General features: G+C 73.9%; 21 protein-coding genes. 10 read left to right on the top strand and 11 right to left on the bottom strand.

Annotation, left to right across the window (positions count from 1 at the left end):
• Positions 1-24 precede the first annotated feature (24 nt).
• The 5 genes from ACIPEQ_RS10720 (at position 25) to ACIPEQ_RS10700 (ending at position 4,235) form a co-directional block, all read left to right on the top strand.
• Positions 25-1,107: a DUF917 domain-containing protein gene (locus ACIPEQ_RS10720; protein WP_402715128.1), complete on the top strand. Its 1,083-nt coding sequence runs from the start codon at positions 25-27 to the stop codon at positions 1,105-1,107.
• A complete protein-coding gene (locus ACIPEQ_RS10715) occupies positions 1,104-2,630 on the top strand; it encodes a PucR family transcriptional regulator (RefSeq protein ID WP_402715127.1) in 1,527 nt (508 codons plus the stop codon). The genes ACIPEQ_RS10720 and ACIPEQ_RS10715 overlap by 4 nt, the downstream gene beginning before the upstream one ends.
• Positions 2,631-2,909: 279 nt before the next feature.
• Positions 2,910-3,290, top strand: a complete 381-nt coding sequence (locus tag ACIPEQ_RS10710; protein ID WP_402715126.1) for a hypothetical protein — start codon at positions 2,910-2,912, stop codon at positions 3,288-3,290.
• A 227-nt stretch (positions 3,291-3,517) separates the two neighbouring features.
• Positions 3,518-3,817 (top strand): hypothetical protein, encoded by a 300-nt coding sequence (locus tag ACIPEQ_RS10705; RefSeq protein WP_402715125.1) that lies wholly within the window; start codon positions 3,518-3,520, stop codon positions 3,815-3,817.
• A complete protein-coding gene (locus ACIPEQ_RS10700) occupies positions 3,810-4,235 on the top strand; it encodes a hypothetical protein (RefSeq protein ID WP_126891890.1) in 426 nt (141 codons plus the stop codon). Before ACIPEQ_RS10705 ends, ACIPEQ_RS10700 begins: the two co-directional genes overlap by 8 nt.
• Before the next feature lie 28 nt (positions 4,236-4,263).
• On the opposite strand, the gene ACIPEQ_RS10695 is transcribed toward ACIPEQ_RS10700, so the two are convergent.
• From ACIPEQ_RS10695 to ACIPEQ_RS10665, 7 genes are all read right to left on the bottom strand, one after another.
• Complete coding sequence (locus ACIPEQ_RS10695) at positions 4,264-4,884, bottom strand: pyridoxamine 5'-phosphate oxidase family protein (protein WP_402715124.1); 621 nt, start codon at positions 4,882-4,884, stop codon at positions 4,264-4,266.
• Positions 4,881-5,816, bottom strand: coding sequence for a creatininase family protein (locus ACIPEQ_RS10690; RefSeq protein ID WP_402715123.1), 936 nt, complete (start codon positions 5,814-5,816; stop codon positions 4,881-4,883). Before ACIPEQ_RS10690 ends, ACIPEQ_RS10695 begins: the two co-directional genes overlap by 4 nt.
• Positions 5,813-7,201: an FAD-binding oxidoreductase gene (locus ACIPEQ_RS10685; protein ID WP_402715122.1), complete on the bottom strand. Its 1,389-nt coding sequence runs from the start codon at positions 7,199-7,201 to the stop codon at positions 5,813-5,815. The genes ACIPEQ_RS10690 and ACIPEQ_RS10685 overlap by 4 nt, the downstream gene beginning before the upstream one ends.
• Positions 7,202-7,324: 123 nt before the next feature.
• The gene (locus ACIPEQ_RS10680) at positions 7,325-8,512 is read right to left on the bottom strand and encodes an ABC transporter substrate-binding protein (RefSeq protein ID WP_402715121.1); all 1,188 of its coding nucleotides are present in this window, start codon (positions 8,510-8,512) and stop codon (positions 7,325-7,327) included.
• 117 nt (positions 8,513-8,629) lie between these two features.
• Positions 8,630-9,499, bottom strand: a complete 870-nt coding sequence (locus ACIPEQ_RS10675; RefSeq protein WP_402715120.1) for an ABC transporter permease — start codon at positions 9,497-9,499, stop codon at positions 8,630-8,632.
• Positions 9,499-10,266, bottom strand: coding sequence for an ABC transporter ATP-binding protein (locus ACIPEQ_RS10670; RefSeq protein WP_250367875.1), 768 nt, complete (start codon positions 10,264-10,266; stop codon positions 9,499-9,501). Before ACIPEQ_RS10670 ends, ACIPEQ_RS10675 begins: the two co-directional genes overlap by 1 nt.
• A 50-nt stretch (positions 10,267-10,316) precedes the next feature.
• The gene (locus ACIPEQ_RS10665; protein ID WP_402715119.1) at positions 10,317-11,618 is read right to left on the bottom strand and encodes an amidohydrolase family protein; all 1,302 of its coding nucleotides are present in this window, start codon (positions 11,616-11,618) and stop codon (positions 10,317-10,319) included.
• A gap of 210 nt (positions 11,619-11,828) precedes the next feature.
• Between ACIPEQ_RS10665 and ACIPEQ_RS10660 the strand changes: the two genes are divergently transcribed.
• Both ACIPEQ_RS10660 and ACIPEQ_RS10655 read left to right on the top strand, forming a co-directional pair.
• On the top strand, positions 11,829-12,464 hold the full coding sequence (locus tag ACIPEQ_RS10660) for a helix-turn-helix domain-containing protein (protein WP_402715118.1): 636 nt from the start codon (positions 11,829-11,831) through the stop codon (positions 12,462-12,464).
• Positions 12,461-13,414: a PDR/VanB family oxidoreductase gene (locus ACIPEQ_RS10655; protein ID WP_402715117.1), complete on the top strand. Its 954-nt coding sequence runs from the start codon at positions 12,461-12,463 to the stop codon at positions 13,412-13,414. The genes ACIPEQ_RS10660 and ACIPEQ_RS10655 overlap by 4 nt, the downstream gene beginning before the upstream one ends.
• Positions 13,415-13,513: 99 nt before the next feature.
• Here the strand turns inward: ACIPEQ_RS10655 and ACIPEQ_RS10650 are convergent, their stop codons facing one another.
• Positions 13,514-14,911 (bottom strand): amidohydrolase family protein, encoded by a 1,398-nt coding sequence (locus ACIPEQ_RS10650; RefSeq protein WP_402715116.1) that lies wholly within the window; start codon positions 14,909-14,911, stop codon positions 13,514-13,516.
• 148 nt (positions 14,912-15,059) lie between these two features.
• Here ACIPEQ_RS10650 and ACIPEQ_RS10645 point away from each other — a divergent pair, with 148 nt between their 5' ends.
• On the top strand, positions 15,060-16,358 hold the full coding sequence (locus tag ACIPEQ_RS10645; protein WP_402715115.1) for an amidohydrolase family protein: 1,299 nt from the start codon (positions 15,060-15,062) through the stop codon (positions 16,356-16,358).
• 167 nt (positions 16,359-16,525) lie between these two features.
• Here ACIPEQ_RS10645 and ACIPEQ_RS10640 read toward each other — a convergent pair whose 3' ends face one another.
• Genes ACIPEQ_RS10640 through ACIPEQ_RS10630 form a run of 3 tightly spaced genes read right to left on the bottom strand, consistent with a single transcriptional unit; the run spans position 16,526 to position 21,191 of the window.
• Positions 16,526-17,518, bottom strand: coding sequence for an XdhC family protein (locus ACIPEQ_RS10640; protein WP_402715114.1), 993 nt, complete (start codon positions 17,516-17,518; stop codon positions 16,526-16,528).
• Positions 17,518-20,298 carry a molybdopterin-dependent oxidoreductase gene (locus tag ACIPEQ_RS10635; RefSeq protein WP_402715113.1) on the bottom strand — a complete coding sequence of 927 codons (2,781 nt, stop codon included), beginning with the start codon at positions 20,296-20,298 and terminating at the stop codon, positions 17,518-17,520. The genes ACIPEQ_RS10640 and ACIPEQ_RS10635 overlap by 1 nt, the downstream gene beginning before the upstream one ends.
• Complete coding sequence (locus tag ACIPEQ_RS10630) at positions 20,295-21,191, bottom strand: FAD binding domain-containing protein (protein ID WP_402715112.1); 897 nt, start codon at positions 21,189-21,191, stop codon at positions 20,295-20,297. The genes ACIPEQ_RS10635 and ACIPEQ_RS10630 overlap by 4 nt, the downstream gene beginning before the upstream one ends.
• Before the next feature lie 283 nt (positions 21,192-21,474).
• Here ACIPEQ_RS10630 and pucL point away from each other — a divergent pair, with 283 nt between their 5' ends.
• Positions 21,475-22,434 carry a factor-independent urate hydroxylase gene (gene pucL / locus ACIPEQ_RS10625; protein ID WP_402715111.1) on the top strand — a complete coding sequence of 320 codons (960 nt, stop codon included), beginning with the start codon at positions 21,475-21,477 and terminating at the stop codon, positions 22,432-22,434.
• 26 nt (positions 22,435-22,460) lie between these two features.
• Positions 22,461-23,045 carry an NTP transferase domain-containing protein gene (locus tag ACIPEQ_RS10620; protein ID WP_402715110.1) on the top strand — a complete coding sequence of 195 codons (585 nt, stop codon included), beginning with the start codon at positions 22,461-22,463 and terminating at the stop codon, positions 23,043-23,045.
• The last annotated feature ends 168 nt before the right edge of the window (positions 23,046-23,213 follow it).

The following is a 23,213-nucleotide window of genomic DNA, read 5'->3' as shown; positions in this document are numbered from 1 at the left end:
CGCCGATGCGCGAGGATCGCTGGTGTGCACCAGGGCGAGCAGCGTGACGGAGCCGTGACGGGCCTCCGAGCCGACGACGTCGACGACCTCGCGCGCGGCACCGCGCTGCTGGGGTGCGGCGGTGGCGGCCAGGTCGACCACATGGCGCACGCGCTCCGGCGGGCGCTCGGGACCGGCGAGGTGCCCGTCGTCCCCGTCGACGCCCGTCTCGGCGCGGTCGTGGCGGTCGGACTCGTCGGCTCCACCACCGTGCTCGAGGAGAAGACGCCGAGCGGGCGGGAACTGCCCGGTGCGCTCGCCGCCGTCGAGCGGTGGGCGGGCCGGCGCGCCGACGCGGTCGTGGCCGCGCAGATCGGTGGCGTCACCGGGCCGGCGGCGGCGCTCACGGCGCACGCGGCGGGCCTGCCGCTCGTCGACGCGGACCTGGTCGGTCGGGCGACGCCGCGCATCGACCAGCTGTCCCTGTTCGTCGACGGGCTGCCGGCGGTCACCGCGGCGGCGGTGACGTCGAGCGGCCTGCGCATCGTGGTCGACACGGCCGATCCCCGCGACCTGGAGACCGTGTGGCGCGAGGCGGTGTCGCACAGCGGCGGGTGGGCGGCCTTCGCGGTCGGCCCCGTCGACGCCGAGGTGCTGACGGGCCGCTGCATCACGGGGAGCGTCGACCGGGCACTGCGGACCGGTCGGACCGCTGCGGACGCCGCGGGGGTCGAGGACCTCGTCGGCGGGCTCGACGGTGCCCGGCTCGTCGCCCGCGGCCGCGTGCTCGACGTGCAGCGCAGCGGGGACGCCGTCGCGTTCGTCCACGGTTCGATGGCGATCCGCGACGCCGCCACCGGAGCGGTGGCCCGGGTCGAGGCGGGCAGCGAGTGGGTGCACTGCCTGGTGGACGGCGAACCGGTCGCGAGCACACCGAGCTGCATCGTGGTCGTCGACGCACGGTCCCTGCGCCCCGTCACCACCGAGCGGGCCCGGGTCGGGGACGAACTCGCGGTGCTCGTGCTGCCCGGGGCGCCGTGGTGGTGGGCGTCCCCGCACCGGACCGCACGCGTCTCGCCGCGGGCCTTCGGCATCGATGCCGACGCGGTCCCCGAGGTCGTCGCGTGATCCCCGTCGCCGAGTTCCTGCCCCTGCTGCCGGCGGGGACGACGTTGCTCGTCGGACCGGCGTCGGGCACGGTCGGCACGGTGCGCGGACTCGTCGGCCCGCCCGAGCACGTCGGCCGGCTCCTCGGGTCCGGGGACGGAGCGGTCGTCCTCCTCACCCCGGTCGAGCGCTTCGACGCCCGCTTCGACGTGCTGCTCCGACGCGCGGCGTCCGCGGGGGTCGCGGTGCTCGTCGTCGGCGTGAGCGACGGGACGCCGCTCCCGGGAGCCGGGACCGCGGCGCTGGCCGAGCGGCTCGGCGTCGCGGTGGTCGCGACCCCGGACCCGTGGGCCGCCTCGGTCCGGGTCCACGAGCTCATCGGGTCGGGCGACGCGCCCGCTGCTCGTGCCGCCGTCGCCGCGGCGCGAATCGGGCTCGACGCCGGACCCGCGCTCGACGAGCTCTTCGTGCGGCTCGAGAGCGAGCTCGGACACGCGGTCCGGTTCCTCGACGCGTCGGGTCGCCCGCTCCGTGGTGCCGGCGTCGCACCGGCGACCGCGGCGCTGCTCGCCCGCACGGTCGGGACGAGCGAACCGGTCTGGGCGAGCGACGACCGGGAGACCGTCGTGGCCGTGCCCGTGCCGACCGGCATCGGGCCGCGGGCCTGGCTGGCGGTCGGGACCACGACGCCGCTGCGCGCCGAGCGGGCGGTGCTCGCGACGGCGCTCCGGGTGGCGGCGGTCGCGGCCGGGCACCGGCTCGTGCTCACCCGGCTCGACGACGAGCGCGACGCCCGGTACCGGATGGCGATGCTCGACGACCTCCGCGCCGCTGACGGAGCGCCCGCGCCGCCCCTGGTGCAGCGGACCATCGCCGCGGGGTGGGAGCTGGACGCGTGGCACGTCGGTGTCCGGCTCGTCGCACGGGGACCGGTCGACGCCGTGGCGCTGCGGCGCGAGGTCGAGACGACCTTCGACGGGCACGGGCTCGACGTCGTGGTGGTGGAGCAGACCGACGGGTGGGCGCTCTGGTCCTCGACCGTCGACGAACCCGACCGTGCCGCGGTCGCCGCGGTCGCCGCCTCGGTGCGTGCGGCGCAGAACGCCCTGCGCTCCGCGGTCGACACGAACGTCGGTGTCGGCAGCGTGCACGCCGGTCCGGCGGGACTCGTGCGGACGCTCGGCGAGGCGGGTGACGCGGTCCGCCTGGCTGCTGCGCGACCGGAGTCCGGCTTCTTCGTGCACGTCGACCGGCTCGGGCTCGCGCAACTGCTGCTCGCGTGGACGCAGACGGACACGTTCCTGCCGGCGGCGGAGCAGCTCCTCGCGCCGCTGGAGCGCGGGGGCGGTGCGCTGCGCTCGACCCTGGCGGCGTACCTCGACGCGGAGTCCTCGGTGGCGGAGACGGCAGCGGTGCTCGGGGTGCACCGGAACACCGTGGCGGATCGGATCGACCGGGTGCAGCGGTTGCTCGGGGTGGACCTCGGCGACCCGGAGACCCGGCTCGCGCTGCACCTCGCGACGCGGGCGCTCGGCGGGGCGTAGGGCGGGACGTGCGGGTCGTCGCTCGGCGGGGCGTCGGCGTGCGGCTCCGTGTGCGGGTCGAACCACGGTTCCGACGTCGAACCAGGTGTCCAACGTGGTTCGACGTCGGGAACGTGGTTCGACGCCTGACGCCTGACGCCTGACGCTCGACGCTCGACGCTCGACGCCCGGCGCCCGGCGCCCGGCGCCCGACGCTCGACGCCGCGGGCCGCGGGCCCCGACGCGCGCTCCGTCGTCCCCGGGCTGTACGGCCGGCGCGGCGTCCGGCACGATGAGGGCATGAGGAGTCGGACCGTCGCGGCCACGGCCGTCGTGGTGGTCCTCGTCGCGCTCACCGGGTGCACGCGGCAGCAGACCGCGTTCGACGGGGTCGCGCGGGCGGCGTGCGAGACGAAGGTGGGGCCGACGATCGTCGCGTGGTGGCGGGACGAGTACGGGATGACCCCGTGGAAGGTCGTCGACATCCGCTCGACGGGCGTCGAGCAGGGTGCGGGCGGACCGAGCGGGGCGGCGTCGGCCTCCGTGACGGGCGAGTCGTCCGTGCAGCGCGAGGAGCGTGGGACGGCGACGGAGCGGGTCGCGTGGTCGTGCTCGGTGCAGACCTCGGCCGACGACCCCTCGACGGTGACAGCGACGATCCAGGAGATCACGCTGCGCTGACGTCGATTCGCGTGCCGTGCCGTGCAGCACCGTGCGTGCATACAGACTCCTGGCCAGTCTGCTCGAGCCGCCGTTATCGTTCCGGCATGATCCGGCGCACGCAGCGAGCACGACGGGACCGACGTCGCGCTCACGAGGAGATGTCGGCGGGTCTCGACCACCAGGATCGCGGCCAGTACCGCCCGCCCGATCGTGACCACTGCTCCGAGCGTTCCTGGTTCCAGAGTGTGGATGATGCTGACACGATCCGGATCGACCATCGACTGTTCCGGTGTGACGGCAAGCTCGTCGACTTCGCGATCGTGGTGCTCGCGGTCGATCTCGACGGGCAGTGGGTCGAACGGGCCCGGGCGGACTGTTGTCACGGACATGTCCACCTCCACCACACGAACGGCTCGGTCTCGTCGATCGCGCCGCTGCACTGCGTCGATGACGTCCACAGGTTCTTCGAGCAGGCGTCGGACCGCGTCTTCGAGTACGCCGTTACAATCCGGGACATGAAGGGCAGGCGCGAGCACGATGCATGAACTCGACGCGTTTCGTCAGGAAGTCGATCGTTCTCTGGCGGTCGGCCGCTTCGCGGAGATCGAACTCGAGGTCGTCGACGTCGAGGGACGATCGCCGGTGGTGGTCGCACTCGAGGACGAACGGCTTCCGGTGCTCCTCCGTCGCATCGAGGCAGTGGGCGGGTTCGCCAACGTCTTCGTCAAGACGCGCGACGGGGTCCGGCAAGTGTCGGTCATGGATGTCGACGGCGCGCTTGACGTCCGAGGCGCCGATGACATGCGCCGCGAGGATGATCAGCCGAGCGCCGACAGTTCCGTCGGTGTCTTCGTCGACTACCTCGTGGCGCGGACCGCTGGTGTGGTGTTGCCGGCGCGCTTGGCGTCAGCATCGAAGAACGCCCTGCCGGCCCGTCAGGTGGAGATCGTCCGCTCAGCCTGATCCGGTGATGCCGGGTGCCGCTGGCTGATCAGCCCGGCCACGACTCCTGCGACCAGGAGCCGTCGTCGTGGCGCTCGTACGCGAGCCGGTTGCTCGCGGCGTCGGTCGCGCCCCGCCAGAAGAGCATCCGAACCGGCGTGACCGCGTAGCCCGCCCAGGTGGCCGGCGGCTCGAGGTCCGCGCCGACACGCTCGTGCTCGAACGCCGCCCAGAGCTCCCGTCGGCGCGCGGGGGTGTCGGCCGCGGCCTCGTGGTCGTTCACCCACGCGAGCACCTGCAGGTACCTGGTCCGGGCAGCGTAGGCGGCGCGGGCCTCGGCGTCGGTGACGGGTGCCACGTCCCCGACGACCACGAGCTGCCGTGCCGCCCGGGGCCAGACGAGGGTGACGGCGGCGCGGGGGAGCGCGGCGAGCTCGGCGGCCTTCCGGCTGCGGCTGTCGGTGTGGAAGTGCAGGCGTTCGCCGTCGAAGCGTGAGAGCAGCACGGTGCGGGCGGACGGGTAGCCGTCGATCCCGAGCGTGGACAGCGTCATGGTCGGGCCGGGGCCGTCCTCGGTGGACGGCAGCCAGGTCGCCGCGAGCTCGAGCGGGTCGGCCGGGGCGGCGGCGTCGGAGTCCTCGTCCACCGCCTGCCCCGGCAGGACGGTCACGGCACCGCCACCACGTCCGCCGCGAGCGGACCAGCGCCGGCACCGGCACCGGCATCAGCACCAGCAGCACCCGCGCTGGTAGCGCCCGAGCCGGCAGTACCTGCGCCGGCAGCACCCGCGTCGGCGCCGATCGCAGGCTCCGCGACCGCCGGGTCGAACCGGGCGATCTCGTGCAGGGACGCCACGGCCTCGTCGAGCGACAGGTCCCACAGCGCCCGCCCGTACGCCGCGGTCGCACGGCTCGCATCCCCGACGACCCCCGGCGTACCGAAGTCGTTCGACAGCCACCCGAAGGACACCGGACCACCGTTGAACCGGATCCGCGAGAACTCCGCCAGGTGGTCCGGCACCCACCGCTCGGCGAGCGACATGTCCACCAGGTCGGGACGCAGGTGCAGGATCATCGACGTCTCGGCCGCGCCACCGTGGATGCCGAGCCCTCGTTCGTCCGCGTCCTCGCCGGAGGGGCCGGGCATCCGCGCGAGCGTCGGCATCAGGAACGTCTTCAGCCCGTACCGCTTCCGGATCTCCCGCAGCGCGACCTGCAGCAGGGCGACGTTCCCGCCGTGCCCGTTCGCGAAGACGAGCGACCCGGCACCCGTCAGCGCGACGGCCCGACCGATCTGCACCGCGGTGTCGAACATCGTCGACTCGTCGAGCCACACGGTGCCCGGTGCCCAGCTGTGCTCGTCGGACTTCGTGAACGCCAGCGTGGGCAACTGCCAGACGTCGAGGCCCTCGGCAGCGGCGCGCTCGACGGCCGCGCCGCCGATGTGGTCGGCGAGCAGGAAGTCGGTGACGAGCGGCAGGTGCGGTCCGTGGTGCTCCACGGCCCCGGTCGGCTGCACGACGATCGTGTCCGGTCCGAAGCCGGCGGCGACCGCCGGTCCCGACAGCTCCGCCAGCCGACGCGAGCGCACCGCGCCGCTCACTTGCCGAACCCCGGCACGACGGGCTGCGCCGACGCGGTCGAGCCGCCGCTGACGACGAGCGACGGGTCGATGACGTGCCCGGGGTTGAGCAGTCCCTCGGGGTCGGTGCGCCGCTTCAGGGCCACCAGCTCCTCGACCCCGTGGTCGACGTAGTACTGGTGCGGGCTGTGCACCCGGACGCCCAGGTCACGGAGCACCGGGTACCCGGCGTAGACGTCCTCGGCCCCGGTGTACGGCGCGGTGAGCATGCCGATCGGGCCGACGTGCGCCGCCTCGATGTGCAGCATCCCGCCCGGGTACACGGCCTCGACCTCGGCGATCCGGTCGATCAGTGCCTCGCCACCGACCTCGACGTGGAAGTACTCGGTGTCGGGGGTGTTCCGCTTGAGCCACCAGATCGGGTGGTTGTACGACAGCATCGACACCTTGGTGGTCTGCTGCAGGCCTTCACGGACGTCGGACACGGTGCCGCCGGCCTGCTCGACCAGGGCGCGGGCCTCGTCGAGCACGACGTCGTCGATGATCGCGCGGAGGCTCGCCCGGTCGTCCGGGATCGCCGTGTCCGAGGGCAGCGTGGCCGCGACCTCCGGCCGGTCGGCGCTGACGAGCCGCGGCACCGGGTCGAGCCCGCGCAGGGTCCGCACCGCGACGAGCGCGTCCTCGAACGTCGGGAACGACGCGTACACGGCGCGCCACTCCTGCAGCGGCTCGAGCCGGACGGTCGCCCGGGCGATCACACCCGCCGTGCCGTAGGTGTGCACGAACGGCTGCGCCTCGTCACCCTCGACGTGCAGCAGCTCGTCCGAGCCGGGCAGTGCGACGTCGAGCGCGGTGACGAACCCCTGCCAGTTCGAGCCGTGCGCGATCGAGCCGGTGCCGCCGGAGCCACCGGACAGGAACCCGCCGATGGTGGACTGCGCGGTCGACGGGTACATCCAGAGCTGTTGCCCGGCGGCGGCCGCTGCCTGCTCGAGGGCCACCATCGAGGCGCCGGCCTCGGCGGTGATCCACCCGTCGCCGACCTCGACGACGGCACGGGCTCGCGAGGTGTCGAGGACGAGTCCGCCGTGCAGCGGGATGCCCTGGCCGTAGTTGCCGGTGCCCTTGCCGCGGGTGGTGACCGGGACGCCGTGTCGGACGGCCGCCGTGAGCGTGGCGGCGACGTGCTCCGCGGACGCCGGGTACGCGACGAGGTCGGCGAGTCCCAGCGGCAGCTGCGCGCTGAGCACGGGGCTCATGGTCGCCTCGTCGACGGAGGCGCGGGCCCGGGTGCGCTCGTCGGCGCTGACGCCGCGCTCACCGAGCAGGTCGACGAGCTCGGCGTGGAGCGCGGCGAGCGCCTCTGCGGAGGCGACGGTGGTGGAGGCGGGGGTGACGGTGGTCATGCTCACTCCTGTGGGGTGGGTGGTGCGGGAGACGACGGACGGGAGGGACGACACACGACGTGTGCCGCGCCTCCCGTCCGGTGGGTGGTCGGCCGACACGACGGACGTGCGGCCGACCCGGTGTCAGTTGCCCAGACCGATGGACTTGTCGAGGAACTCGTTCGTGTACAGGTCGGACGGGGCGAGGTCGCTCTTCACGTCACCGGTGCCGGCGAAGACGGGCTTCGCCTTGTCGATGAAGTCCTGCATGCGCTGCTCGTCCATCGAGCCGATGTAGCCGTCGGTGTCCTTCGCCAGACCGAGGTCCACCATCTGCTTCGCTGCGAACGCCCCGACCTTCGAGTCGTACGTCCAGCCGTTGTTGTACTGCTGCACGAGCTGCGTGATGAGGTCGTTCGTGGCCTGCGGCGCCTTCAGGTAGTCGACGTCCGCCTGCTGCATGACGGGCACGAGCTTCTTCAGGCAGGGCGTGAGCTTCGACAGGTCACCGGTGCGGACCGACATCGCCTCGGGGTACGGGTTCCAGCCGGTGCTCGACACCGGCTTGTACGCCACCTTCTTGCCCCAGGCGGCGACCTGGTTCTGGTAGATGTACGGCTCGGCGGTGGCGAAGCCCTGCTGGGCGTCCTTGCCGCCGGCGGAGACGAACTTCGACGGGGTGCCGTCGTAGCTGCCGTCGAGGACCTGCTTCGGCAGGATGCCGGACTGCTCGAGGTACGTCATGTACGCGGCGCCGTTGAAGTAGCGGACGACGCCGCCGTTCTTCTCGAGCTCCTTGCCGAGGTCCTCGATGGAGTCCACGTCGGGGTAGGTCTTCGGGTCCCACATGATCGACATCGGGGACGAGTCGTTCTCAGCGAAGACGGCGGTGGTGGGCAGGTTGCCGGAGAACTGCACCTGCTCGTCGGTGGACATGTAGCCGAGGGTGATGTCCTTGTCCTGGTACATCTGCGAGGCGACCTTGGTGTAGCCGATCGCGGGGCCGCCGGCGCGGATCTCGAGCTGCACGCCGGTGCTCTTGCCGTTGGCGTACAGGTCACCGGTGACGGTCTTGCCCGAGGCGTCGATCGAGGGGTTCGGGCCGAGCATCTCGTACAGGTGGCCGTGTTCGCCCTCGGGGTTCCAGTCGGTCTGGACGACGACCGTCGCGGGGCAGACGCCCGACAGGTCGATCGCGGGACCGGTCGCGGTCTTCGCGCTGGCGCTCGACGCCGCGGTGCCGGCGGACGAACCGGCGGCGCATCCGGTCAGGGCGAGGGCGGTCGCCGCGAGGGCTGCGGTGGCGACGCCGAGTCGGGTGGTGGTGCGCATGGAGGCTCCGTTCGTGGTGCGGGTCTCGTGGTGCTGTGGGTCGGGTGAGGGGAGGGAAGGGAGAACCGGGAGACCCGCATCGCGGCGGTCAGGGGGGGGAGAACGCCGCGATGCGGATCAGCTGAAGTCGTGCCAGCGACCGACCGCCAGGCGGCCGATCAGTCCGAACACGAGGAAGACGGCGACGCCGTACAGCGAGGCGATGATGATCGTCGCGTAGAGCTCCGGTCCCATCAGCCGCGAGGCGGTCACCTGGATGAGGACGCCGAGCCCGGGGTTGCCGCGCTGGAAGAACTGGTCGCCGACGATCGCGCCGATGACGCTCAGGCCGGCCGAGGTCCGCAGGCCGACGAAGATCGACGGCAGCGCCGCGGGGAACTGCAGCTTGACGAGCTGGGCGAAGCGGCTGGCCCGCTGCAGCCGGAAGAGCTCGCGCTGTGCCCGATCGGCGGACTGCAGGCCGAACAGGGTGTTCGACACCATCGGGAACAGGGCGATCATCACGGTGACGATGACCCGGCTGGCGAACTCGTAGCCGAACAGGGCGCCGATGAGCGGCACGAGCGCCAGGATCGGCACGCACTGCAGCACCACCGCGTACGGGTAGAGCGAGCGCTCGAGCCACTTCGCCTGCGCCATCGCCATCGCCCAGACGACGCCGATCACGATCGCGAAGCCGAGGCCGACGAGGGACACGACGGTGGTGCGACCGAGCGCTGACCACAGGTCGGTGCCGAAGGTCGAGGGCGAGCCGTCGGGCATCGTCGGGGCGACGATCGCCTTCGCCACGAGGTGCGGGTACGGCACCAGGAACGCGAGGCCACGGACGTGGTCGTAGTAGGCGGCCGCGGCGTACCAGATGCCGACGAGCACGGCGAGGACGACGACGGGCTGCCACCACGACACGCTCCGGCGGGCGCGCGGTGCGGTGCGGCGTGCTGCCGCTCGGACGGCTCGGGTCTCGGCGACCTCCTGCAGGGTGACCATCAGCGGTGTCCTTCCCGGAGCGCGTGCGAGACCTCGCCGACCAGTTCGGCGAACTCGGGGGTGAAGCGGATGTCGGGGTCGCGGGGCATCGGGAACGGCACCTCGAACCGGCCGACGATGCTGCCCGGACGACCGGACATGACGACGACCTCGGTGGACAGGTACACGGCCTCGGACACCGAGTGGGTGATGAACAGTCCGGCGAACTGCTGCTCGACGAAGAGCCGCAGGAGCTCGTCGTTCAGGCGCTCGCGGGTGATCTCGTCGAGGGCGCCGAACGGCTCGTCGAACAGGAACAGCTCGGGGTCGAGCGTCAGCGACCGGGCGAGCGAGACGCGCATCCGCATGCCGCCGGACAGCTGCTTCGGCAGGTTCGCCTCGAAGCCGCCGAGCCCGACCAGGTCGATCGCCCGCGCAGCCTTCGCCGCCCGTTCGGCCTTGGACACGTGACCGAGCTCGGCGAGGAGCTCGACGTTGCCCTGCACGGTGCGCCACGGCAGCAGGGTCGCGTCCTGGAACACGTACCCGATGCGGTCGGCGGCGACGTCTGCCGACCCGTCGGACGCCGACTCGAGGCCGGAGGCGATGCGCAGCAGGGTCGACTTGCCGCAGCCGGAGGGGCCGACGACGGATACGAACTGCCCGCGGTCGACGGTGAGGTCGACCCCCTGCAGGGCGATGGTGCCGTTCGGGAAGGTCATCTCGACGTTCCGGAAGTCGAGCAGCGTGTCCGTCGTGGTGACGGGCGGCGGGGCGGTGGTGGTCACGGGCACCTCGGGTTCTCGGGTCACGGGTTCGCGGTGGTGGGGCGAGGGGGTCAGGCGGGGACGGGTGCGGTCGCGTGGACGGGCACCGGGAGGGCGACGGTCGTGCGGACCTCGGTGCGTGCGACGAGCCGCCCGCGGGACAGGACGATGCGGTCGGCCGGAGCGTTCGCCACCGCGTCGGTGACGCTCGTCGCGGCGATCGCGAGCAGGTCGGCCCGCCGTCCGGGGACGGGGCCGGCGGCCGGGAGGCCCATCACGCTCCTGGCGGTGTCGCTCACCATCGCGTACGCCTGGTCGGGTGTGACGTGGCCGGCCGACACGAGCAGGCTCGCCGTCTCGAGGGCGTCGCTCCGCCCGACCGGGTTGAACGGGTCGCGGACGTTGTCCGCCCCCGCGGCGACCCGCACGCCGGCCTCGGTCAGGGCGCGGATCGCGGTGAGTCCCCGCGGGGTCGACACCGGGTGCTGCCACCCCTGCAGGTACAGGTTGGTGATCGGCAGGGCGATGACGCCGAGATCGGCCGCGGCGACGTCGGCGACGACCTCGGCCAGGCGCTCCGGGCCGAGCGTGCCGAGCCGGACGCAGTGCCCGGCGGAGTACTGCCGGCCGGTGCGCTCGCCGTGCGGCACCCGCAGGACGGCACGGGCGTAGTGGTCGAGGGTGACCGGTCCGTCGAGGCTCTCGTCGGTGTGCAGGTCCACCCCGATCCCGTACCGCTCGGCGATCGCGAGGAGTCGGTCGACGTCGGCGAGCGGGTCCTCGGCGAGGTGTGGGGCTCCGCCGACCAGGTCGACGCCGCAGTCGAGGACGGCCTCGACGTGGTGGTCGGGGGCGAGCGGCCCGGCGAGGGCGACGAGCTCGATGTCCATGAGGCCGGCGAGCTCGTCGCGGACCTGCACGAGGGCGCGGGCGCCGCGGGTGGCCGACTCGACGGAGGCGGGTGCGTCCGCGGCGGTGCGGCGGCCGCTCAGCACGTCGACGTGGGTGCGGACGGACGTGGTGCCGGCGGCGAGCAGTGCCAGGGCGGCGGTCCGCGCCCGGTCGGCGACGTCCTCGACGGTCATCGTGGTGGCGTGCGCGGACCACGAGGCGATCGCGGCACCGAGGTCACCGAGCGGCGGGCGGATCGCGTCGGCGCTCAACGCCTTGTCGAGGTGCGCGTGCGGTTCGGCCGGGGCGGTGAGCAGCAGGCGTCCGTCGAGGTCGAGCACGGCGTCGGCAGGCGCGGAGAGGGAGCCGGCGGGGGCGACCCGGCGCACGGTCTCGCCGCCGATCGCGACGTCGACCAGGCGCCCGTCCGGCAGCAGTGCGGACCGCAGGAGCCCGACCTGGCGGGGTGCTGTGGGGTCCATCCGGGGCCTCCCGATCGTGTGTGAGAATGTTGATCGCATCAACATCTCCGATGCTAGGGCGGCAGTGTTTCCCTCTCGTTTCGAGGCGGTTGCCGTGTGTGACACCCGTCCCGGTCGGACCGGGCGGCCGGAACGACGGTTCCGACCGGGGCCCGTCCGACATGCCCTCGACCGCACCGGAGTGCCGCCACCAGGCCGAGAGGAGTGCGCGTGAGCACCGGTACCGCCACCGAGACCGACCGCGTCGTCGACGACCAGACCCAGCGGATCGGGGAGCACATCCGCGCCCGCAGACGCGCTGCACGGCTCACCCTCGTGCAGGTCGCCGAGCTGACCGGGCTCTCGCACCCGTTCCTCAGCCAGGTCGAACGGGGACACTCCCGCGCGAGCATGGTGTCCCTCGAGAAGATCGCCGCCGCGCTCGGGACCACCCAGGTCGAGCTCCTCGCCGCCGGTGCACCGGAACGACCGGACCACGACGTGCGGGACCCTGAGGTCATCCGCGCGGGCGAGGGGGCGCGCGGGCCGTTCTCGAGCGGCGAGGCCCGACTCCTCGTGCACGCCGGTCCGCACGCCTTCGAGCCGCTCGAGTGGACCGGTGAGAACACGGACCTCGGCGACTGGTTCGAGCACCGCGAGGACGAGTTCCTCACCGTGCTCGCGGGTGACGTCCTGCTGGACCTCCGCGGGCAGGAGCCCCTGCGGCTCGGTCCGGGCGACTCGGCGTACTACCGCGGCGGCACCGGGCACCGCTGGTGCAGCGCCGACGGCAGCCGGTTCCACATGATCGTGGTCAAGGAGACCCCACGCGCCGGCGCAGCCCCGAGCACCGGAGCCGTCGCGTGACCGCGGCACCGGAGCGTCGCCGCGTGCGGGTCGCCGCCCGCCGCGAGGTCGCGACCGACGTCGTCGCGCTCGACCTGGCACCGGCCGACGGTGCACCGCTGCCCGACTGGGAGCCGGGGGCGCACGTCGACCTCGAGGTGGTGCCGGGCACGGAGCGCCAGTACTCGCTCGTCGCGACCACGCCCGAGGGGCACTGGCGCATCGCGGTGCTCCGGGAGCCGGACGGCCGCGGGGGATCGGTCGCCGTGCACGAGGCGCTCACCGTGGGGGCCGAGGTCGTGGTCGCCGGACCGCGGAACCACTTCGGCTTCGACCCGACCAGGCCCGCGGTGTTCGTCGCCGGCGGCATCGGGATCACGCCCCTCGTGGCGATGATCGACGCCGCTGAGCGCGTCGGCACGCCCTGGGAGCTCCACTACGCCGGTCGCAGCCGGAGCCGGATGGCCTTCGTCGACGAGCTCGTCGCGGCGCACCCCGACCGGGTCGCCGTCGCCGCAGCGGACGAGCACCCGCGGTTGCACGTGATCGGGCTCCTCGCCGAACCGCGGGACGCCGTCGTGTACTGCTGCGGTCCGCGCGGACTCATGGACGAGGTCGAGGCGGCCGCTGCGCACTGGCCCGCTGGGAGCGTCCGGGTCGAGCGGTTCGAACCGGCCGCCGACGTCGACGCCCCCGGGGAACCGTTCGAGGTCGAGCTCGCCGTCACCGGCGTCACCGTGACCGTGCCGGCCGACCGGACGCTGCTCGAGGTCGCCGAGGAAGCCGGCGCGTTCGTCCTGTCCTCCTGCCGCGAGGGCACGTGCGGCACCTGCGAGACACCCGTCCTCGAGGGAGCGGTGGAGCACCGGGACACCGTGCTCAGCCCCGAGGAACAGGCCGACGACCGCACGATGATGGTGTGCGTCTCGCGCGCCCGGCGCGGCTGCCCGCGCCTGGTGCTGGAACTGTGACGGGCCGTCGACCGGTGCTGTGACCGGACGGGAGGCGGTGCGCACGACGTGCGCACCGCCTCCCGTCCGGTCCGTCCCCGACCCGGACCGTGGGCGCCGCTAGGGGCGCTCGGTGTCGTCGAGCGCACCTCCGGTGAGCGCCGACAGGTGCTCCAGCCCCGCCTCGGCGACCAGCTGCCGGGCGAGCGGGCGGGCGCGGTCCACCGCTTCGCGGACGTCGACCTTCGTGACGTCGCCGTCCGCGACGCTGCGCTCGCCGTCGACCCAGACGTCGCGGACCTCCCGGCTGCCCGCGACGAAGACGACCGCCTGGTACGGGTCGTGCACGTTCGCCAGCGTCGGGGAGTCGCCGTCGAAGACCACCAGGTCGGCGCGCTTGCCCGGCTCGAGCGACCCGATCTCCCGCTCCATCCGCAGGGCACGGGCGCCGCCGAGCGTGCCCATCTCGAACGCCTCGCGGGCGCTCATCGCGGTGGCCTGCAGGTCACGGACACGGGCGAGCAGGGCCGCGGTCTTCATCGCCTGCAGGAAGTCCTGCGAGTCGTTCGACGCCGGTCCGTCGACGCCGATGCCGACCGGGACACCGAGCGCCCGGAGCTCGGCGACCGGCGCGATGCCGCTGGCCAGGATGCCGTTCGCGACCGGGTTGTGGGCGACCCCGACGCCGTTCGCGGCGTAGCGCTCCCGGTCCTCGCGATCGACCCAGACGCTGTGCGCGGCGATCACCGGGACCTGGAACATGCCCGTCGCCTCGGCGTGGCCGATCGCCGTCCGCCCGGTGCGCTGCCGCGCGGCCGTGACCTCCTCACGCACCTCGTGGAAGTGCACGTGCACCCCGTGGCCGCCCGCGACCGCGTAGTCGACGTGCTCCTGCCAGGTGTCGTCGGTGTAGCGGCCGATCGACGAGACGCCGACCCGGAACGTGCTGTAGCGGCTGGCGTCGGCGGCCTCGCGGAGCGCCTCGAACTCCTCGAGGATCGGCGTCGCGCCGAAGTCACGGTCGACGTCGCCGGACCCGAAGGACACGACACCGCGCAGTCCGAGGTCCTCGAGCGCCTGGACGACACCGGGTGTGGCCGGTTCGTCGGGCATCGGGTCCGCGCAGAACATGTCGTTCGCGGTCGTGACGCCGCTCCGCAGCAGCTGGATGCCCTGCAGCACCGTGCCGGCGTAGGCCTTCTCGCGGGTCATCACCGGGTTGACGCGGCCGATCAACGCGGTGAGCCACTCCCACAGCGTGTACTGCGAGCCGATGCCCGTGACGAGCCCCTCGCTGAAGTGGCCGTGCGTGTTCACGAAGCCCGGCGTGACGACGTCGTACGCACCCCCGCGGACCGGAGCGTCGGGGTGTGCGGCGGACAGCTCGGCGAAGGTGCCGACGGCGGCGATGCGCTCCCCGTCGAGCAGGACGGCGCCGTCGCGGATCGCCGCGGGCGTCGAGGAGTCGTCCGGTGCGGCGGTGAGCACCCAGCCGGCGCGGATCAGGGTCTGCGTCATGGGGCGAACCTAGGGTGCCCGTGTTTCGCGGGCGTCACCGCGGGGTTTCCCCGAGCGTGCGGTGCGGCCGACCGGAACGGGCGCGGTCCGTGAGACCGTGCGCGCGCTCGTCACGCACCGGAAACAGGCGGCTGCCAGAATCCGTCGCATGCTGACCGTCACCGGTGCCCGCCGTGTCCTCCTCGACCCCCGCACCGAACGCGAGGGCGACGTCGTCCTCGACGACGGCTGCGACCTCGCCACCACGCTCGACGCGTCCGGCTGCGTCGTGACGCCGGGCCTCGTCAACGCGCACCACCACCTGCTGCAGACCGCCTTCCGCACCCTCCCCGGCACCCGCGGCGTGCCGATGGCCGACTGGCTGCCGACGATGGCGGCGGCGTACGGCCGGGTGGGGCACGATCCCGAGCTCTACGGGCTGGCGGCGGCTGCCGGAGCGGCGGAGGGCCTCCTGTCCGGCGTCACGACCGTCGCCGACCACCACCTGAACTGGCCCGCGGACGCCACGACGGACGACACCGTGGCGCTCGCCGCGGCGACCGTCGACGCCGTGCGGGGAATCGGTGGACGGCTCGTGTTCGTGCGTGGGTCGGCGCGGGACGACCCGGAGCGTGCCGCGGCGTCGGCGGACGCGATCGCCACCGGACTGCTGCACGAACGGGCGGTGGGCGGGGTCGACCCGGACGGCGGACTCCAGCTCGCCGTGGGGCCGGCCGGCGTGCACTCCGACGGCGAGGCAACCTTCAGGGCACTCGGCGAGGTCGCCGCGCGGCACGGGCTCCGTCGTCGCACCCAGGCGAACGAGCAGGTCGACACCGCCATCGCGTTCGAGCGGTACGGCCGACGACCGCTCGACCTGCTCGAGGAGTGGGGGTGGCTCGCGCCCGACGTCACCATCGCGCACCTGTGCGACGTCACCGACGACGAGATCGCACGACTGGCAGCCGCAGGGGTGACGGCGACGCACGCGCCGGGCTGCGACGTGCCGATGGGGTGGGGGATCGCCCCGGTCGGTCGGCTCGCGGCGGCCGGGATCCCGGTCGGCCTCGGCACGAGCGGCGGGGGCAGCAACGACGCCGGGCACCTGCTCGCGGACGGGCGGCTGGCGATGCAGGTGTCCGCGCTCGTCGGGCCGCAGCTGCCCGCGCACCAGGTGCTCGGCATGATGACGGAAGGGTCGGCGGCGGGTCTCGGCCGGCCGGAGCTCGGGCACCTCGGCGAGGGGACAGCAGGCGACCTGTGCGTGTGGGACGTCTCGGGCGTGGCCGACGCCGGCGTCGCGGACCCGGTCGCGGGACTCCTCTGGGCGTCCCCGGGACGACGACCGCGGCACGTGGTGGTCGGTGGGCGCGTGGTCGTCCGCGACTTCCGACTCGTCACCGGGGACGAGCGCGAGATCGCCGCCCGGCTCACCGAACGGCTCGCCCGGACGCCGTCCGCCGCCTGAGCGCGAGGACGCGCCGGCGGCCGGCGTCGTGCCGCCGAGCGGGCCGGTCGCGTCGGACCCCTGATGCGACGTCGAACCAGGCGCCGCCCCTGGTTCCGTGTCGCGAGCGTGGTTCGACGCGCGCACGCGCACACACACGACGCGCTCGATGCCCTCGGTGCCTCGCGTCAGGAGACCCGCGCGGGGACGCGGTGGATCGGGCCCGACCCGTCGGTCAGTGCGCCTGCCGAGGAGCCCGTCCGCACGGCGACGACCTCGGCCACGATCGACAGCGCCACCTCGGCCGGGGTCCGCGCACCGATGTCGAGCCCGATCGGGGAGCGGAGCCGGTCGAGGTCCGGCGTGCCCATCGCGCGGAGGACCTCCGTGCGTCGCTCGTGGGTCGACCGGGAGCCCATCGCGCCGACGTACCCGGCACCGCGGCGGAGCGCCTGGTCGATCACCTCGGCGTCGAACCGGTCGTCGTGCGCGAGCACCACCACCGCGGTCGTCCCGTCCACCTGCAGGCGCTCGAGCACCCTCGTCGGCCAGCCCACGATCCGCTGGTCGGCAGCGGGGAAGCGCTCGTCGGTGAGGAACACCGGGCGGGGGTCGACCACGGTCACCGCGTAGCCGAGCACGGCGGCGGCGTTCGTCACCGCGACGGCGGTCTCGACGGCACCGACGACGATGCAGCGGGGACGGTGGTCGCCGCGCTCGACGAAGACCCGGTCGCGACAGCCGTCCGGAGCGGTGACGACGGCGCCCAGCGTCCCCGGCTCCAGCGACAGGGCGAGCGACGTCGGCAGGCCGGCCGCAGCGTCACGGAGGGCACCCACGAGCGGGAGGTCGTCGACCGTCACCCGGTGGACGAGCACCTCGACGCGACCGCCGCACCGGAGCGCCGGCGCCCACACGGCGTCGGGATCGTCCGGGTCGTCGTCGAAGCCGAACCGCTCGAGCACCGGCTCGCCCGTCTCGGCCACCCGCTCGGCGGTGAGGAACAGCGAGCCCTCGACGCAGCCGCCCGAGATCGTGCCGACGACCTGTCCGCCCGGCAGCACGGCCATCGAGGTCCCGACCCCGCTCGGCGCGCTGCCCGTCATCGAGACCGCCGTCGCGACGACGACCGGTGCGCCCGTGTCGAGGACGGCCAGGAGGCGCGGTGCCAGTTCGAACATCACGCACCTCCGGCGTCGGTCGCGGCGCCCTGCAGCAGCGCCCAGACGCGGTCGCGGGTCATCGGCAGCCGGTACGGTCGGACGCCGATCGCGTCCCGGACGGCGTTCGCCACGGCGGGCGCGACGGGGTTGTACGGGGCCTCGCTCATCGACTTCGCGCCGAGCGGCCCGAGCGGGTCGTGCGTGACGGCGAAGCGGACCTCGGTGCGGGGCACGTCGGAGATCTTCGGCACCCGGTACGACCGGAAGGTGTCGGTGGTCACGCGGCCGGTGTCGTCGAGCACGACCTCCTCGTACAGCGTCGACCCGATCGCCTGCGCGGCGCCGCCCTCGACCTGCCCGCGCAGCTGCTCGGGGTTGAGGACCGTGCCGGCGTCGACGGCCTGCACGCTGTGGAGCACCCGGACCTCGCCGGTCGGCCGGTGCACCGCGACCCGGGCCCCGTGCACCGTGAACGCGAGCGACCGCGGGGTGCCGTCGTGGCTGCCGTGGGCGACGAGCGGCCCCTCGGCGAGCAGCTCGGCGTGGGGGACGACCTCGTCGCCGACGCGGACGCCGTCCGGCAGGACCTCGACCGCCGGACCGAGCGGGCCGACGGCGCTCCGGGGCGTGCGGTGCGCCACGATCCGGAGCGCCCGGGCGGTCAGCTGGTCCCGGAGGTCCTCCGCCGCGGCGAACAGGGCCTTGCCCGCGACGACCACCCCGGCGGAGCCGAACGCCCCGGTGTCGTACCGCGCGGCGTCGGTGTCGGACTGGTGCACGTCGACCCGGTCCGGCGTCGTGCCGAGCGCGGTCGCGACGAGCTGGGTGTGCACGGTCGTCGTGCCGTTGCCGAACTCGGCCGTGCCGACGCCGATGCGGTACCGCCCGTCCGCCGTGGCCTCGACGGTCGCGTGTGCGTGGTGCCCGCGCGGCGGCATCGTCGCGATGGCCGCCAGCGCGATCCCGGTCCCGTGGGCCCAGTCGCTGGAGTCGTCGAGCACGGGGCCGTCCATCGCGGGGACCTCGGGTAGCGGGGTGCGCAGGGCGTCCTCCACCAGGTCGAGGCACTGGTCGAGGCCGTAGCTGCCCTCCCACCGCAGGTCGTCCTGCTCGTCGGGGTCGGTCACGACGAGGGGGTCGCCGGGCACGACGACGTTCCGGCGCCGGAGCTCGAACGGGTCGAGGTCGAGACGGCGGGCGAGCTCGTCCATCGCGGACTCGATCGCGAACACCACCTGACCGAGGCCGTACCCGCGGAACGCCCCCGACGGCAGGTTGTTCGTGTAGACCGACTCGGCGTCGACCCGCTTCGACGGGCAGCGGTACACGGCGACCGACTCGCTGACCGAGTGGAACATGACGCCGACGCCGTGGTTCCCGTACGCGCCGGTGTCCATCACCTGGTCGACGTGCATCGCGGTCAGGCGACCCGAGGCGTCCGCCCCGAGCCGCACCCGCACGCGCATCGGGTGCCGCGTCGGCGCGATCGTGAACTCGTCCCGTCGGCTGAACTCGTACTGCACGCTCCGACCGGTGCGCAGCACGGCGAGGGTGACGAGGTCCTCGGTGAGCATCTCCTGCTTGCCGCCGAAGCCCCCGCCGACGCGTCCGGCGACCACCCGCACACGCGAGGGGTCGAGACCGAAGACGTGCGCGATCTCGTCGCGGACCAGGAACGGGACCTGCGTGGCGGTCCGCAGCACGAGCCTCCCGTCCCGGTCCAGCGAACCGCGGGTGGCGTGCGTCTCGAGCGCCGCGTGGGAGACGCGACCCGTGGTCCAGGTGCCCTCGACCGTCGCCGCGGCTGATGCCAGCGCGGCCTCGACGTCGCCGGTCTCGCCGTGCAGGGCCGCGACCACGTTGCGGTCGGGCTCGGCGATGCGGTGCTCCGCGGTCGTCTTGTCGCCGTGCAGCAGGGGAGCGCCCGGGTCGCGCGCGGCGTCGACGTCGTGCACGCTCGGGAGCACCTCGTACTCGACCCGCAGCAGCGCACACGCCTGCTCGGCCACCCGGACGCTGTCGGCGACGACGGCGGCGACGCGCTGGCCGCGGAACCGCAGGACGCGGTCGAACACCCGGGTGTCGTCGGGGTCGTCGAGCCGGGAGTCGTGGCGACCGGTCGAGAACAGCACGCCGGGGTCGTCGTGGTGGGTGAGCACGAGGTGCACGCCGGGCAGCGCCTCGGCCGCGCTCGGGTCGATCGCCACGACGCGGGCGTGCGGGTGCGGGCTGCCGAGGACCGCGAGGTGCAGGAGTCCCTCGGTCCGGCGGACGTCGAGCGTGTACTCCTCGCTGCCGGTGACGATGCGCATCGCCGCGGGGGCCGCGACCGAGGTGCCGACGGCCCCACCGGCGCTCGCGCACGCGGTGTTGCGCACACCGTCCAGGGCGTCCTCGATCGCCCGGTACCCCGTGCACCGGCAGAGGTTGCCCTTGAGCGAACGGTGCCGGTCGGCAAGCCGGTCGTCGTCGAGCGCGGACGCGGTGACGACGTACCCGGCCGTGCAGAAGCCGCACTGGAACCCGGGGGCCTCGGCGAAGGTTCGCTGCACGGGGTGCGGGTCGTCGGGAGTGCCGAGTCCCGCGGCCGTCGTCACCGTGCGTCCCGCCACCCGGTGTGCCGGCGTGATGCAGGAGTGCACCGGCGTGCCGTCGAGCAGGACCGAGCACGCGCCGCAGTCCCCGGCGTCGCAGCCCTTCTTGACGCTGGTGACCCCGTGCTCCCGGAGCAGCGTGCGCAGGACCTGGCCCGGCTGCGGGTCCGTCTCGAGGTGTGTCCCGTCGACCGTGACCTTCATCGTGCGCCCCCGTCCGGAGCAGCGGAGCCCGGCCCGCCGGCCTCGGCACCCGGCCCGCCGGCCTCGGCGACGAGTTCGCCGGTCCCGGCACCCGGCCCGCCGGCCTCGGCGACGAGTTCGCCGGCGAAGCGGCGGGACACCGAGCGGCGCCAGGCCGGGGAGCCGTGCGGGTCGTCGTACCAGTCGTCGTGAGCAGCGAGCACCGTGTCGACCTCGGCCGCCGTCGGCACCGCGTCCCACCGCAGCACGAGCGGCCGAGGGGTCCCACCGGTGACCACGAGCACGAAGCCGTCGGCGTCCCGTCGTGCGGTGACGAGCGTCCCGGTGCGCCCGTGCGGGCTGAGCGACACCCGGCGGAACCCGGTGGTGCTCGCGAGCGCCGACGCGGGCAGGTCGAACGCCCGGACCACCTCGCCGGCGGTGAGGGCCGTGGTGCGGACCCCGGTGACGAGGTCGGCGACGGGCAGGCGACGCTCCCCGCCGTCCGGCGTCCAGACGACCGCGGTCGCGTCGAGGGTCACCAGCAGCGCCGTGACCGCCCCCGCGGGCAGCGCGGTCACCACGTTCCCGCCCACGGTCGCCGCGTTCCACACCTTGAACGACGCGAGCAGGGCGTTCGCGCACCGGTCGACGAGCGGCCAGGCACGCCATCCTGGCTCGGGGTCGAGCCGCAGCAGCGCCGCGATCGTGCACGTCGCGCCGAGGCGCAGTCCGTCGGGGGTGCGCTCGGCGTCCGGCCAGCCGAGGCCCGTCAGGTCGACGAGACCGGTCGTGCCGGGCTGCTCCTCGGAGTACAGCCAGGTGCCGCCCGCGAGGGGCTGCTCACCGGGGGCGAGCGCGAGGTCGTCGCGGTGCGACGGTGTCCGCAGGGTGCGGACGGTGACGAGGTCCATGCAGGGGTCCGATCGGGGTGGCGGGGCGGGTGACGACGGTGTCGCCCGGCCGTCGGCCGTGCGCGATCATCCCGCGGTTCCACGCCGAGGACGACTCGGCTGCGGTGCTGCGCGCCACGGTGCCTCCTCGGTCGGATCGGTTCGTGGCCGCAACGCTAGGGAACCGGTGTTTCCGCGTCGTTACGGGGGAGCGACGCCCGCGTCACGACCGGACGCGGTGCGTGGACGCAGCTCGTGACGTGTTCGACCCACCGCCGAAACACTCGGGTGTCATCGTCGCCGCATGGACACCACCGCAGCGCCCACCGTGCAGGACACCACCGCCCCCGTGACCACCTCCGTCCGCCTCGGTGCGAACCAGTACGGCAAGGCCGAGGTCCGGCTCGTGCGCGTCACCCGCGACACCGACCGCCACGAGATCGAGGACCTGACGGTCACGACCCAGCTGCGCGGGGCGGCGCTCGCCGAGTCGTACACCGAGGGCGACAACGCCAAGGTCGTCGCGACGGACACGCAGAAGAACACCGTCTACGCGTTCGCGAAGGAGCACGGGGTGGGCACGCCCGAGGAGTTCCTGCTCCGCCTCGGCCGGCACTTCGCGACCGCGTTCGACTGGTACGACGGGTCGACGCTGTCCGCCGAGCAGCACGCGTGGGAGCGCATCGCGGTCGACGGCCGGGAGCACGACCACTCCTTCGTCCGCTCCGGTCGGGGGACCCGGACCGCGGTGGTGCAGGTCGACGGTGACGACGTGCACGTGCTCGCGGGCGTGACCGACCTGACCGTCCTGAAGAGCACCGGCAGCGAGTTCCACGGCTTCCCCCGCGACGGCTACACGACGCTGGTGGAGACCGACGACCGGATCCTTGCGACGTCGGTCACCGCGCGCTGGCGCTACACGCCGGAGGCGGTCGCCGCCGGGATCGACTACGACGCGGTGTACACCGGGGTGCTCGACCGGATGCTCGCGACCTTCGCGGACCTGCACTCGCTCGCCCTGCAGCAGACCCTGTTCGCGATGGGCCGTGCGGCGATCGAGACGTTCCCCGAGATCGCCGAGGTCCGCTTCTCGATGCCGAACAAGCACCACTTCCTGGTCGACCTGTCCCCGTTCGGCCTCGAGAACCCGGGCGAGGTGTTCTTCGCCGCGGACCGCCCCTACGGCCTGATCTCCGGCACGGCCGTCCGCGACGGAGTCGCCGAGGCCCCGGCAGCGTGGGCGTCGGTGCCGGCGTTCGTCTGATCGCGAGCCCGCACGTGCGGCTGCCGGTGACCGGGGTCCTGCTGGCCGCAGGTGCGGGGCGGCGGATGGGGATGCCGAAGGCGCTGGTGCGCACGGCGGACGACACCCCGTGGGTCGAACTGGGCACCCGGGCACTGCTCGACGGCGGGTGTAGCGAGGTCGTGGTGGTCCTCGGCGCCGCCGCCGGGACCGCCCAGGACTCCGTGCCGGACCACGTGGGTGTGCGGACCGTCGTCGCCCCGGACTGGGCCACCGGGCCCGGTGCCTCGCTCGCCGCCGGGCTCCGGGCGCTCGACGGGGAGACCGTGGCGTGCATCTCGCTCGTCGACCTCCCGACGCTGCCGGTCGCGGTCGTCCGGCGGGTCCTCGCGAGGGCGGACGGCCCGGACGTGCTGTGCCGCGCGGTCTTCGGTGGCCGTCCCGGCCACCCGGTGCTGGTCGGTCCCGCCCACCGCGCTGCGCTCGTCGAGGCGGTCACGTCCGACCCGACGGACCGCGTCGCCGGCGCCTGGCTCCGGCGTGCCGGCGTCGTCGGTGTCGACTGCGCGGACCTCTGGGACGGCGTCGACCGCGACCGTCCCGATCGTTCCGACCCACCGCGCGTGGAGTAGGAAGCCGATCCGCGCGTCGAAGGCCGTTCCGCCGTGTCTCCTTCGCGCGGATCGGCACGCCACGCGCGGATCGGCACGCCACGCGCGGGTCGGCACCCGTCACGCGGCCGTAGGTCGTGAGCACCGGACGGACGGGAGGCGCGGTGCCGGCCGGCACCGCGCCTCCCG

It is taken from the genome of Curtobacterium sp. NPDC087080 (assembly GCF_044745105.1).
GTDB lineage: Bacteria > Actinomycetota > Actinomycetes > Actinomycetales > Microbacteriaceae > Curtobacterium.
This window is presented reverse-complemented; position numbering and strand designations above follow the sequence as displayed.